At 63.7% G+C, this 12,976-nt stretch carries 13 protein-coding genes; 10 read left to right on the top strand and 3 right to left on the bottom strand.

Annotation, left to right across the window (positions count from 1 at the left end; all coding sequences use genetic code 11):
* The first annotated feature begins 16 nt into the window (after positions 1-16).
* The 3 genes from glmU (at position 17) to OKW41_RS39685 (ending at position 4,017) form a co-directional block, all read left to right on the top strand.
* Positions 17-1,378 carry a bifunctional UDP-N-acetylglucosamine diphosphorylase/glucosamine-1-phosphate N-acetyltransferase GlmU gene (gene glmU / locus OKW41_RS39695; RefSeq protein WP_429575851.1) on the top strand — a complete coding sequence of 454 codons (1,362 nt, stop codon included), beginning with the start codon at positions 17-19 and terminating at the stop codon, positions 1,376-1,378.
* A 59-nt stretch (positions 1,379-1,437) separates the two neighbouring features.
* Positions 1,438-3,255 carry a glutamine--fructose-6-phosphate transaminase (isomerizing) gene (glmS, locus tag OKW41_RS39690; protein WP_429575850.1) on the top strand — a complete coding sequence of 606 codons (1,818 nt, stop codon included), beginning with the start codon at positions 1,438-1,440 and terminating at the stop codon, positions 3,253-3,255.
* Positions 3,256-3,417: 162 nt separating this feature from the next.
* Entirely contained in the window at positions 3,418-4,017 is a 600-nt protein-coding gene (locus OKW41_RS39685) for a rhomboid family intramembrane serine protease (RefSeq protein WP_090802595.1), read from the top strand.
* A 50-nt stretch (positions 4,018-4,067) separates the two neighbouring features.
* Here OKW41_RS39685 and OKW41_RS39680 read toward each other — a convergent pair whose 3' ends face one another.
* Entirely contained in the window at positions 4,068-4,328 is a 261-nt protein-coding gene (locus OKW41_RS39680; protein WP_429454238.1) for a DUF6723 family protein, read from the bottom strand.
* 239 nt (positions 4,329-4,567) lie between these two features.
* Between OKW41_RS39680 and OKW41_RS39675 the strand changes: the two genes are divergently transcribed.
* The 5 genes from OKW41_RS39675 (at position 4,568) to OKW41_RS39655 (ending at position 10,036) form a co-directional block, all read left to right on the top strand.
* Positions 4,568-5,803, top strand: coding sequence for an alkaline phosphatase family protein (locus OKW41_RS39675; protein ID WP_429454240.1), 1,236 nt, complete (start codon positions 4,568-4,570; stop codon positions 5,801-5,803).
* Between the two features lie 8 nt (positions 5,804-5,811).
* Positions 5,812-7,098 carry a cytochrome-c peroxidase gene (locus OKW41_RS39670; RefSeq protein ID WP_429575849.1) on the top strand — a complete coding sequence of 429 codons (1,287 nt, stop codon included), beginning with the start codon at positions 5,812-5,814 and terminating at the stop codon, positions 7,096-7,098.
* A gap of 125 nt (positions 7,099-7,223) precedes the next feature.
* A complete protein-coding gene (locus tag OKW41_RS39665) occupies positions 7,224-7,916 on the top strand; it encodes a lytic transglycosylase domain-containing protein (protein WP_429575848.1) in 693 nt (230 codons plus the stop codon).
* Positions 7,917-8,111: 195 nt separating this feature from the next.
* The gene (locus OKW41_RS39660) at positions 8,112-9,005 is read left to right on the top strand and encodes a DUF2242 domain-containing protein (protein WP_429575847.1); all 894 of its coding nucleotides are present in this window, start codon (positions 8,112-8,114) and stop codon (positions 9,003-9,005) included.
* Between the two features lie 779 nt (positions 9,006-9,784).
* Positions 9,785-10,036, top strand: a complete 252-nt coding sequence (locus OKW41_RS39655) for a hypothetical protein (protein ID WP_184034717.1) — start codon at positions 9,785-9,787, stop codon at positions 10,034-10,036.
* A 79-nt stretch (positions 10,037-10,115) separates the two neighbouring features.
* On the opposite strand, the gene OKW41_RS39650 is transcribed toward OKW41_RS39655, so the two are convergent.
* Positions 10,116-11,045, bottom strand: coding sequence for a DMT family transporter (locus OKW41_RS39650; protein ID WP_429575846.1), 930 nt, complete (start codon positions 11,043-11,045; stop codon positions 10,116-10,118).
* Between the two features lie 236 nt (positions 11,046-11,281).
* Here OKW41_RS39650 and OKW41_RS39645 point away from each other — a divergent pair, with 236 nt between their 5' ends.
* Positions 11,282-12,034, top strand: coding sequence for an IclR family transcriptional regulator domain-containing protein (locus OKW41_RS39645; RefSeq protein ID WP_429575845.1), 753 nt, complete (start codon positions 11,282-11,284; stop codon positions 12,032-12,034).
* A 265-nt stretch (positions 12,035-12,299) separates the two neighbouring features.
* Positions 12,300-12,509, top strand: coding sequence for a hypothetical protein (locus OKW41_RS39640; protein ID WP_184009037.1), 210 nt, complete (start codon positions 12,300-12,302; stop codon positions 12,507-12,509).
* Positions 12,510-12,662: 153 nt separating this feature from the next.
* Here the strand turns inward: OKW41_RS39640 and OKW41_RS39635 are convergent, their stop codons facing one another.
* Entirely contained in the window at positions 12,663-12,941 is a 279-nt protein-coding gene (locus OKW41_RS39635; protein WP_429454250.1) for a hypothetical protein, read from the bottom strand.
* Between the last annotated feature and the right edge of the window lie 35 nt (positions 12,942-12,976).

Below are 12,976 nucleotides of genomic sequence, written 5' to 3'. Positions count from 1 at the left end.
TCTATTTGCCGACGCCATGAACATCGTCATTTTGGCGGCAGGTACCGGCAAGCGCATGCGGTCCGCGCTTCCCAAGGTGCTCCATCCTCTGGCCGGCCGGCCGCTCCTCGCTCACGTCATCGACACCGCCCGCGCACTGAAGCCCGCCCGCCTGATCGTCGTGATCGGCCACGGCGCCGAAGCCGTGCGCGAAGCCGTCGCGGCGCCCGATATCCAGTTCGCGGTGCAGGAGCAACAGCTCGGCACCGGCCACGCGGTGCAGCAGGCGCTGCCGCTGCTCGATCCTTCGTTGCCCACGCTGGTGCTTTATGGCGACGTGCCGCTCACGCGTGCGCAAACGCTGCGCGCACTGACCGGGCGTGCCGGCCAGGACGGCTACGGCGTGCTCACCGTCACGCTCGACGACCCGACCGGTTACGGCCGCATCGTGCGCGATCTGCACGGCAACGTGCAACGCATCGTCGAGCAGAAGGACGCGAGTCCCGAGCAACGGAAGATCGCCGAAATCAACACCGGCATCATCGTCGCGCCGACCGCGCGCCTTGCCGGCTGGCTCGCGGCGCTCAAAAACGACAACGCGCAAGGCGAGTTCTATCTGACCGACGCGGTCGAAATGGCGATCGAAGCCGGCCTCGAAGTCGTCACCACGCAACCCGACGACGAGTGGGAAACGCTCGGCGTCAACAGCAAGCAGCAACTCGCCAAGCTCGAGCGGATTCATCAGCGCAATGTCGCCGACGCACTACTCGTCGCGGGCGTGACGCTCGCCGACCCGGCGCGCGTCGACGTGCGCGGCACGCTCGAATGCGGCAGCGACGTGTCGATCGACGTCAACTGCGTGTTCGAAGGCCGTGTGACGCTGGCCGACAACGTCAGCATCGGGCCGAACTGCGTGATTCGCAACGCGAGTGTCGGCGCCGGTACGCGCGTCGATGCGTTCACGCACATCGAAGGCGCGGAAGTCGGCGCGAAGGCCGTTGTCGGTCCGTATGCGCGCTTGCGCACAGGCGCGGCACTGCAAGACGAGTCCCATGTAGGGAACTTCGTCGAGATCAAGAACGCGGTGCTCGGTCATGGCTCGAAGGCCAACCACCTCACCTACATCGGCGATGCGGATGTCGGCGCGCGCGTGAATATCGGCGCGGGCACGATCACCTGCAACTACGACGGCGCCAACAAATTCCGCACCGTGATCGAGGACGACGTGTTCGTCGGCTCGGACACGCAACTGGTCGCACCAGTGCGCGTGCAGCGCGGCGCGACGATCGCGGCCGGCACCACGGTGTGGAAGGACGTCGCCGCCGGCGCGCTGGTGTTGAACGATAAAACCCAGACGAGCAAGACGGGCTACGTGCGCCCTGTCAAAAAGAAAAGCTGATCGATACGGCGTGCCCACGAGGCGCGCTCACTGAATCCGGCACTGAAAAGGAATACACCATGTGCGGCATTGTCGGCGCGGTTGCGCAACGTAATATCGTTCCCGTCCTGATCGAAGGACTGCGACGCCTCGAATATCGCGGCTACGATTCGTGCGGCGTCGCCGTGCTAGGCGCTCGCGGGCCGAGCCGCGCGCGCAGCGTCGCGCGCGTGGCCGACCTCGAAGGCCAGGTGCGCGACGGTCACCTCGAAGGCGTGACGGGCATCGCGCATACGCGTTGGGCCACGCATGGCGCACCGGTCACCGACAACGCGCACCCGATCTTCTCGCGGGATGCGCTGGCGTTGGTACACAACGGCATCATCGAAAACTACGAAACCTTGCGCGAAATGCTGCGCGGCAAGGGTTACGAGTTCGTCTCGCAGACCGACACCGAGGTTATCGCGCACCTGATCCATAGCCTGTATCGCGGCGACCTGTTCGCTGCGGTGCGCGAGGCGATCGCGCAACTGCACGGCGCGTATGCGATCGCGGTGCTGCACAAGGATCAGCCGCATATGGTGGTCGGCGCGCGCCAGGGCTCGCCGCTCGTGGTCGGGCTCGGCGACGGCGAAAACTTCCTCGCATCGGACGCGCTCGCGCTCGCAGGCAGCACCGAGCGCTTCATCTTCCTCGAGGAAGGCGACGTCTGCGAACTGTCGCTCGATGGCGTGCGCATCGCCGATCGCCAGGGCGAGGCCGCGCAACGCGAGGTGCGCCAGGTCGCGGCCTATGGCGGCGCGGTCGAACTCGGCCCGTATCGCCACTTCATGCAGAAGGAAATCTTCGAGCAGCCGCGCGCGATCACCGACACGATTCCGCAGGCCGACGCGTTCGATGCGTCGATCTTCGGCGAAGGCGCGCGCCAGGTGTTCGCGGACATCGACAGCCTGCTGATTCTCGCGTGCGGCACCAGCTACTACTCGGGGCTCACCGCCAAGTACTGGCTCGAATCGCTCGCGAAGATTCCGAGTCAGGTCGAGATCGCGAGCGAGTATCGCTATCGCGAGTCGGTGCCGAATCCGAAGTCGCTGGTGGTGGTGATTTCGCAGTCGGGCGAAACCGCCGACACGCTCGCGGCGCTCAAGCACGCGCAGGAGCTCGGCCACAAGCACACGCTCGCGATCTGCAACGTCGGCACGAGCGCGATGGTGCGGCAGACCGAGTTGTCGTTCCTCACGCACGCGGGCCGCGAGATCGGCGTCGCGTCGACCAAGGCATTCACGACGCAGCTGGTTGCGCTGTTCACGCTGGCGGCAACGCTCGCGAAGCTGCGCGGACGTTTGAACGACGAGCAGGAAGCGAGTTATCTGAAGCAGTTGCGCCACCTGCCGGCGGCGCTCAACAGCGTGCTCGCGCTGGAGCCGCAGATCATCGCGTGGTCGGAGGAGTTTTCGCGCAAGGAACATGCGTTGTTCCTCGGCCGCGGCATGCACTATCCGATCGCGCTCGAAGGCGCGCTGAAGCTCAAGGAGATTTCGTATATCCACGCCGAGGCGTATCCGGCTGGCGAGCTGAAGCACGGGCCGCTGGCGCTCGTGACCGAAGCGATGCCCGTGGTGACGGTCGCGCCGAACGACGCGCTGCTCGAAAAGCTGAAGTCGAACATCCAGGAAGTGCGCGCGCGCGGCGGCGAGCTTTATGTGTTCGCCGATGCCGATACGAAGATCGTCAACGGCGAAGGGCTGCATGTGATCCGGATGCCAGAGCACTATGGCTTGCTGTCGCCGATCCTGCACGTCGTGCCGCTGCAGTTGCTCGCGTATCACACCGCTTGTGCGCGTGGCACGGATGTGGATAAGCCGCGGAACCTGGCCAAGTCGGTGACGGTGGAGTGACGAAGGCGTAGCGGCAAACCGGGCCGCAAGCTCACGCAATCAGCCGCGCCGCCATGCGGTCCGGCGGACGAAACACCATCGGCATCTGTCTTGCCACGATGCCTCGACGTGACGACGCCACATCGACTACCCTCTGTCGACATCCCACGTGGCCTCGTCATCATGAAGACCTCATCTCCCAACACGCTAACCGAAAAGCTGAAGTCACGCGTCGTGCTAATCGCGCTGTTCGTCGGTTCGATGTGGGCGGTGTTCTTCCTGTCGGTTGCGTTGCCGTTCCTGCATCTGAACGAACACGGCGTCGTGCCGCGTTCGCTCGACGGTTTGCAGGGCATCCTGTTCGCGCCGTGGCTGCATGCGAGCGTCGGACACATCGCCGCCAACACGAGCGGGCTCGTCGTACTCGGCTGGCTGTGTACGTGGCCGAACATCGCCGGCTTCTGGCGCGCGACCATCGGCGCGATGCTCGGCGCCGGTCTTTGCGCGTGGCTATTCGGCGCGCCGTATTCCGTGCATATCGGCGCGAGCGGGCTGGTGTTCGGCTATGCGGGTCACCTGGTTGCGCGTGGTTACTACACGCGCAATCTCGTGTCGATCCTCGTGGCCCTGGTCGTCGTCAGCAGCTACGGTCTCAGCCTGCTGTTCGGCGTACTGCCGATCTATCCGGATGTGTCGTGGCAGAGCCATGTCGGCGGCGTGCTCGGTGGGGTGCTCGCCGCGCGTGCGGGGGCCGGCGCGGCAAACCGGGTACGCGTGCGCTGACCCACCCGCATTTTTCGCGTATCGGCATATCGCCGGGCGATCGACGAATCCTACAACTCCGGCCGCGCCAGATCGCTCGCGACGATGTGTTCGCCATACACCTGCGCGGCCGCGAGCGCTTCGAGTCGGCTCGCGTGTGGGCCCAGTTCGGGCGCGCCATCGAATGGAAACAGCACGCGGCTGTCGGTCGTGCGCACCACCTTCAATACGCCGACGAAGCGCCGGTAGCCGGCCATTTTCGCGCTCGCCGAAATCTCGAAGTCGTCCTCCGACGTGCCGGGGACGCTGGGAATAAACGCGGTCTTGCTCATAGCTGAAAAATCGGTTGTTCGTTGAGGCGGCGCGCAACGATGCGCGCGGCCGACGCGCATTGTCTCAAATCGGCGCGAAGCGTGAATCGAGTCGGCAACCCGCTGGTTCGCCAATGGTTTTATCGGTGAACTAACGTCAACTTTCACGGCAATGTCATAGGCGCTCCATAAAGTCTGCCCGCAAATAAAACCGCATTCCCCACAGGGCAACAAAAAGACAGCAACAGAGGGCAACGAACATGTCACACCGCATTGGGCTACGCGCATTCATCATGGCCGCTTGCGCGGCTTTAATCGCCTTGATCGTGGCCGCCTGCGGCTCGTCTTCTTCGTCCGGCGGGCTGCAACTGACCGGACAGCAGCAGATTCGCCACGTCTTCGTGATCACGCTCGAAAACGAAAACTACGCGACCACATTCGGCGCCAACACCAAAGCGCCGTATCTCGCGCAAACACTGGCATCGCAAGGCGCGCTCGTGCAGCAGTACTACGGCACGGGCCACGTGAGTCTCGACAACTACATCTCGATGATCAGCGGCCAGTCGCCGACCAACGAGACCGACAACGACTGCATCACCTATCAGGACTTCAAGCTGACCGGCATGACGTCCGATGGCCAGGCGATCGGCTCGGGCTGCGTGTATCCGGCGAGCGTGAAGACGTTGCCGGACCAGCTGAAGGCAGCGGGCTATACGTGGAAGGGCTATGAAGGCGACATGGGCAACGATCCGTCGCGCGAAGCCGCCACCTGCGGCCATCCGACGCTGAACACGACGGACCTCACGCAGTCGGCCGAAGCGCCGAGCGCGGCCGTGCCGCTCGGCGACCAGTATGCGACGCGCCACAATCCGTTCATGTACTTCCACTCGATCATCGATTCGCCGGACTGCGGACAGCACGTCGTCAATCTGAATAACCTGCAGAACGATCTGCAATCGGTCTCGACCACGGCGAACTTCAACCTGATCACGCCGAACCTGTGTGACGATGGCCACGACGCACCTTGCGTGAACGGCCAGCCGGGCGGCCTGACGAGCGCGAACACGTTCCTGCAGAAGTGGGTGCCGATCATTACCGCATCGCCGGCGTTCCAGAAGGATGGCCTGCTGATCATCAACTTCGACGAAAGCAGCTACGCGACAGTCACGCAGTCCGCGTCGGGCGAGGATCTGATATTTGCCGGCACGACCTGCTGTAGCCAGCAACCCGGCCCGAACCTGCCGTCGTTCCCAGAGACTTCGTCGCTCGCCTATCACGGCATCACGATCAACCTGACCAAGTCGAGCTACGGCGGCGACCAGACCGGCGCCGTGATGCTCTCGAAGTTCATCAAGCCGGGCACGGTGTCCACGGTGCCGTACAACCACTATTCGATGCTGAAGAGCATCGAGGACATCTTCCAGCTGGACCACCTCGGTTATGCGGGACAGGCCGGTCTGGTGGGGTTCGGCAGCGACATCTTCACGAACCTGTAAAAGACTCGATGCTGTCTTCTGTCATGCGCTATCCGACGCGCGCGAGCGCGCGTCGGATAGCGCTCGCCGCCCTGATGGGCGGCGCGTTACTGGGGGGCGCCGGTGCGGCGCCCGCTGTTGCGTCGAATGCGACACCGGCTTCCGCCGATGCGAAGCCCGTCTATAGCGACGCCGCCGCGCTCGGCAAACTGATGTTCTTCGATCCGGCGCTGTCGGCCTCGGGCAAGATGTCGTGCGCGAGCTGCCACAGTCCCGAGCACGCGTACGGGCCGCCCAACGGCCTCGCCGCGCAGCTGGGCGGCGCGGACTTGCATCAGCAGGGCACGCGCGCGGTGCCGAGCCTGCGCTATGTGCTGAACCGTACGCCCATCTGGACGCATGCGCAGGCGGCGAGCCTGTCCGAGCGGCTCAGCGAAACGGACAACGCGCCGGTCGGCGGCTTCGGCTGGGACGGGCGCTTCAACTATCTGCACGATCAGGCGAACTTCCCGCTGTTCAATCCGAACGAGATGGCCAATAAGGATCCGGCCGCATTGCTCGCGAAGATGCAGCGCGCGCCATACGCTGCGCGCTTCAAGGAAGTATTCGGCCAGAACATTTTTGCCGATCCGACCAAGGCGTTCACCCAGGCGATGTACGCGATCGAGCGCTTCGAGCTTGAAGACCCGAGTTTTCATCCGTACACGAGCAAGTTCGACTACTACCTGGACGGGAAAGTGCAACTAACTGCACAAGAGTTGCACGGCAAAAAACTGTTCGACGACCCTGCCGGCGGCAATTGCGCATCCTGTCATATCGACCAGTCGGGCGTGAACGGCGCTCATCCGCTTTTCACCGACTTCAACTTTCAGGCGCTTGGCGTGCCGCGCAACTCTGAACTGAAGGTCAACGCCGATCCGAAGTATTTCGACATGGGCCTGTGCGGACCATTGCGTACGGATCAGAGCGACAGGCTGAACTGTGGACTGTTCAAGTCGGTATCGCTGCGCAATACCGCGACGCGTCACGTGTTTTTTCACAACGGTCGCTTCCACACGCTGAAAGAGGCGTTGCGTTTCTACGTGCAACGCGATACGAACCCGGACAAGTGGTATCCAAGGGGTGCGCACGGCAAAGTCGACAAATTCAACGATCTGCCGGTCGCACTGCGCGTGAACGTCGATACGACCGACGAGCCGCTGACGCGCAAAACGGGCGAGCGTCCGGTCTGGTCCGAGCGTGATATCGACGACGTCGCCGCGTTCCTCGCGACGCTGAGCGACGGCTATGACCTGAAGTTAAAAGCGGTCAAATGAACGCATCGGAAAGCGGGACGAGTTTCGGTCACCCTTGATTTAAAAGACAAAAATTGCCGAGGAAAGGCGCCGCCCGATGCAGCGGCGCTATAATGCGCGGATCTTTGCTTCCTCCGACGTCCACCATGAGCCGGTTACTTTGCCTGATCGTGCTTTCGCTCGGCCTCGCGCAAACCGCGGCGGCCGACGAAAACACCGACCGAATATCGGCGTACCTGACGCAGAAGTTCGGTGTGGGCAAAGAAAAGGCTCAAAAGATCTCCGACGCGGTGCGATCCGCCGCCAACAAATACTCCCTTCCTCCGGCGCTGCTGCTCGCCATCATCTCGATCGAATCCCGCTTCAAGGAAAAAGCCCGCGGCGCCAATGGCGCGACGGGGCTGATGCAGGTCGTGCCGCAGGCGCACCGCGGGCTGCTGCGCAACGTGAAGGATCTGACCGAGCCGGGCGCGAACATCGAAGCGGGCTCGGCGATTCTGTACGGCTACATGCGCTCGGCGAACGGCGATCTGAATACCGCGCTCAAGAGCTATGGCGGCTCGAAGGCCTATGCGCAGAAGGTGAATCTGCGCGTGGAGGATTTCGCGGCGGTTGCGACACCCGCTGACGGCGCTTCCGGGGCCGCTGGGCGGGCCGCGTCGTGCGAGGCGGATCGTTGCGCCAGCGCGAACCCGTGGGCCGACGCGTTCAGCGTGCCGGCGGCGCTCATTGCATCCGCGGCACCCGCCGCGAGCGGGGCAGCCGGGGCATCGTCGGCCGCGACCTCTGGGTCGACTTCGGCCGCGACGATTGGCTCGACGCGCACGACGTCCAACTAAACACGCACGCGCGGTCTCTTCTCGCATTTTCGCCCGTATGCACTGCGAGGGCGCGGCGGCGTGCTTCAAGTTGACGCCCTGTTCCCCGCTGTAATAGCGTCCGGGCTGCACCTTGCACGCTTGTTACGCACGTGACGCTGCCCGCTCTACAATGCATTTCCATTCGCGCTCACGAGGCGCTTCTCGCAACTGATCATGCAGAACCCCTTTTCCCGCACAACCGCCGCGGCCCTGTTCGGGCTGGTCGCGCTCACGGCATGCAGCAGCACGCCGCAACCCAAATTCACTCAGGAACTATTCGAAACCGGCGCAAGCCCGTACGCGCGCAATTTCAATTCGAGTACGGGCGATAGCTGCGAAGCCGCGCGCCGCGCATTGCTGAGCCAAGGCTATCTGACGACGATGTCGCGTCCCGATACCGTCGACGGCACGAAGAATTTTCAGCCGACCGGCGATTCGCACGTGGTCGTCGAATTTCACGTCGTGTGCACGCCCGGCGAAGAGGCGGCCGATACCAGCATCGTGTACGTGAACGCGGTGCAGAACGGCTTCGCATTGAAGAAGAGCGATACGTCGGCGAGCGTCGGGCTCAGCGTGCTCGGTTCGCTGTCGCTGCCGATTCGCTCCAATAGCGACGCGATGGTGAAGATCTCGAGCGAGACGATTCCGTCGGGCAAGTTCTATGACCGCTTTTTCGGTCTCGTCGATCATTACTTGCAGACGGTCGCGCGCACGCAGCCGGTGACGAGCAGCCCGATCGAGACGCGGACGCTGCCGATGCCGGCAGCAGCGCCGCTTCAACTGACGATCCCTGAGCCGGTGCCCGAGCCGGTAGCGGCGACCACTTCCGCTGCAGTTCGAGCGACGCCGACCGTGCCGGTTCAGACCACCTCACCAGCGCTCGCCCAACCGACGACCGACAAGCCTGTCGCGGCGACGCCACCAGCTGCGGCTCAGGCGGTCGAGTCAGCGCCCGCACCGGTTCCGTTGACGACACCGTCGACATCCTCGCCGGTCCAACCCGCCGACCCCATTGGTCAGGCTGCAGCGATCGAACCCGCGAGCGGCACGGCGCCTCTGGTGCCGTGACAGCGGCGCAGCGGCTTTCGCATCGAGGCTGATCAAGATCCGATCAGCCTCTGATTCAGGCGCGCAGCGATATTCACCTTATGGTGTTTACTTGATACGTATACATACGTAGTAGTAGTTAACAAGGGGTAACCGATTCTGTGGATAAGTCGCAAATGTCGCGCCGCTTCAACATCATCCGAAACCTATAACCCTGCGGAACACGTCGGTAGAAAAACTACATAACTGGGATAAGTTCGAACACCATTAGCCGACCCTGATCTTTATCAAGATTTCGCGCACAGGCTGTTCGTCGCGCTATCCCCAAGTTATTCAGAAGTCGCTGTGGATAACCACGCCTCCGACCGACACTTCCCGTTGCTCCCGCATCGACTGTTCGCGACGCGAAGGGCTCGCCAACGCACAGATTTCCGCCCACCGAACGCGCACATTGATAACTCGGTACGAAGATTGCGCGCCTTCTTATTGCAAGCGCAACTGTTGCTATTTAGTCAAAACCATTTGCCCAGCGAACAATCCGGCATAGAGTTAAAGTGCTTTGTGAGGTTTCTGGTGCAGTGCGGGGGGTGTATGAAACGCAGATCAGCACGACAGCTAGTCCGTCTTCTGTCGGACCTTCGACATGCGGCCCATTGCAGTTCGTTGCGCGCGGCCGCGACCAGTCGGGTGATGGCGCTGGCAGCCGCCGAGGCTGCCGAGAACGGCGACGCCACCCGCGACGACGACAGTCCCGAGTCCGCGCGCGATGCGCAGCGCGACAAGCTGTTCCGGAGCAGATCATGAGAGCCGCGAGCGAACAGTCGTTGCGGTTTCTGGTCGAGAAGTGGCTTTCGCCATCGCCGGCCGAGCCGGTTCATGTGACGGAGTTCAGCCGCACACGCGCGGGCGGGCGGCGCTATGTACGGGTGGAGACGTCGCCGGAACAGGGCGGGCGGGGTTTGTTCTTCTTTCGCCACGACGACGGCTGCTGGTGCGTGTTTCCGCCAACCGCCGATACGCCGAGCCCATTCGCTCATCCGCGCGCGGCATAGTTGGGCGAAGGGGCAAGACGCCTGCCGGCGCGCATCCCGCACCGAGCGTTGGCGTCGAATCGTTTTATAACGCTGTAAATCACATCATCTGCGGCGCACGCTGCCGGGCGCGTTTCCAGCCCGGCAGTATCTGACACACGATCAATCCCGCGAGCATCAGCGCAGAGCCGAACAACGCGCGAGTCGTCAGCGTTTCGCCGAGGACGAGCCAGCCCGCGAACGCCGCGAACACGCCTTCCATGCTGAAAATCACCGCCGCATGCGAGGGCGCCGCGTAGCGCTGCGCGACCACCTGGATCGTATACGCGACGCCCACCGATAACGCACCGCCGTATGCGATCGTCGGCGCGGCTCGCGCAATTACCGCGGCGCTAACGGGTTCGATGGCAAGGCCGATCGACAGGCACACGAGCCCACAGGTCACGAACTGCGCGAGTGCGAGCATCAGCGTGTCGTGGCGCGCCGCGAAGCGGCCGACCAGCATCATCTGCGCGGAAATCACCAGCGCCCCGGCGAGCTGATACCAGTCGCCGTACAGCATCGAAAAGTGCTCGTCGACGCTCAGGAAGTACATGCCAACGGCCGCCAGTAGCGCGCCAAACCACGTACCGAGGCCAGTCCGGTGGCGAAACAGCACGCCGAGCAGCGGCACGATCACCACATACAGCGAACTGATGAAGCCCGCGTTCGCGATCTTCGTGTACTGCAGGCCGATCTGCTGCAGCGAGATCGACACGGCCAGCACGACGCCGAGCAGCCCGCCCGCACCAAGCAGTTCGCGGGCTCCGCCGGGCGCGCCCTTCGTCAGCTCGGCGAGCGCCGGGCGGCGCACGCAGACGATCATCGTCAGCACGACGAGCGCGCCGAGCAGAAAGCGCAAGCCGGTAAACAGGAACGGGCCGATCGTATCGAGGCTCAGTCGCTGTGCGACGAACGCGGAGCCCCAGATCATCGCGGCGATCAGCATCAGCACGTTCGCGCGCAGGTGTTGGCGGGTATCGGGATTCAAGATCTCTTCTGATTTGTCTTGGGATCGCGCTGGGAAGCCGCGCATGCGCGCCACGCGGTGCTCAGCCGGTAAGGAATCGCTCACATGATACGCGGGCGTCGCGCACCGGGCAGGCAAAGCCTGCGAGTCGCGCGATAATCGCGCAACGGCCGTGCGGTCGCCGGCCTGCGGATCGCGGTGATCAAGCGACTTGCGGACCGGACCGCGATCCCCCGCTCCTTCCACGAGCAAACGACATGGACGACAAGGACTGGATCGCGGGCGCCGCGAAGGCGCTCGCGATCATCGAAGCATTCGACGAAGAGCACGCGCGCATGACGCCAACGATGGTCGCCGCGCGCGCCGGCCTGTCGCGCACGGCTGCGCGCCGCTATTTGCTGACGCTGCGCGAGCTCGGCTACGTCGACACCGACGGCAAGCTGTTCTGGCTCGCGCCGCGCGTGCTGCGGCTCGGCCAGTCTTACCTCGATTCGGCGCGGCTGCCGCGCACGGTGCAACCGTTCCTGCAGCGGATCACCGCGACCGTGCAGGAAACCGCGCTGGTCGCGATCCTCGACGAACACGACGTCGTCTACGTCGCGCGCAACGGTGTGAATCGGGCGATGGCGGTCGGCTTCGTGACCGGCTCGCGCGCGCCGGCACCGTTATCGTCGGCGGGGCTCGTGCTGCTCGCGTTCCAGCCGCCCGACCGCATCGACCCGTGGCTCGCGTCGTATCCGATCAAGGTTTTCACGCCGTACACCTATTCGACCGTCGAACGGCTCAGAGAAGTGCTTGGCGAAATCCGCCGCAACGGCTACGTGGTCACCGACCAGCAGCTCGAGATCGGTGTGCGCGGCGTCGCGGTCCCGCTGCGCGACCGGCACGGTACGGTGGTCGCGGCGATCAGCGTCAGCATGCCGATCGGCGAGGAGTCGGCGAACGCCGCGCTGCACCGCGTTTTGCCGGCGCTGCAGGAGACCGCAAGCCTGCTGCGGAACCTGGTTTGAGCGCCGCGAAGCGGTCGGCGAGGCGCGCGGGCGGCGGCTTCACGGGGACCTGGTAGGGTCCCCGCTGCGGCTTGCGGGTAGATGAAAGCAGGCTGAAAGCAGGCTGTCTCCCGGAAAATACATATCGAGTTTTGCGCATGACAAACCGCCTACGCTTGGGTAATACTCTCCCGCGGGGAGCACAAGGCACCTCGAAGTCCAGCCGCTCTACCGTGCAGCTGTATTCATTCACATTGACTCAGTCGTCTGGTTTGGGGATCAACACATGAAAAAAGTTATCGTCTCGCTCGCAGCCGCTTCGATCGCACTCGTTTCCGTTCAGGCTTTCGCGCAGGCATCGGATGCCGCTCCCGCGGCAGCGGCAAGCGCACCGAAGAAGCACCACATCAAGCAGCTGAAGACCCACGGCAAGAAAGCTCCGGTTTCCGCCGCAGCTTCGGCCGCTGGCACGAACGACAAGGGCGCGCAGAACTAAGCCAACGCGCGCTCGTTGGGCGCGACATAGCGCTGCGCCGCGCACCGTTTGCTGGTCGGTGCAGCCGGTGGCGGCAGATGTGTTGCCAGCAAAAAGGCCAGAGCTCGCGCTCTGGCCTTTTTGCTTTTGCGGCGGATTTTGTGCGCGGGAAGATCAGCCCGCGAGCCCGCGCCGGATCACTTCATCCAGCAGCCCGTTCAGGCCGTCCGGATGACTGGCGGCGCGCGTTTTCAGCTCCTCCACCAGCTCGCCGTTGAGCTTGCACGCAAACGGGACGAGGCCTTGCGCCTGATCGAGCTTGCGCTGCTCGCGCCGGTCGATCTTCGGCTCGGTCGCCGCGTTCTTGCCGCCGCGGTTCGCGGTCGTCTGTTTCATCGCGTTGCCCAGTTTCAGCGCCTTGTTCTTTTCAAGGTCGGTTTTTTTCATCGCCATCGGAAAGGCCTCTGCCAAATAGATCAACCCGCATT

This window comes from Paraburkholderia sp. UCT70, from assembly GCF_050434085.1.
GTDB lineage: Bacteria > Pseudomonadota > Gammaproteobacteria > Burkholderiales > Burkholderiaceae > Paraburkholderia > Paraburkholderia tuberum.
This window is presented reverse-complemented; position numbering and strand designations above follow the sequence as displayed.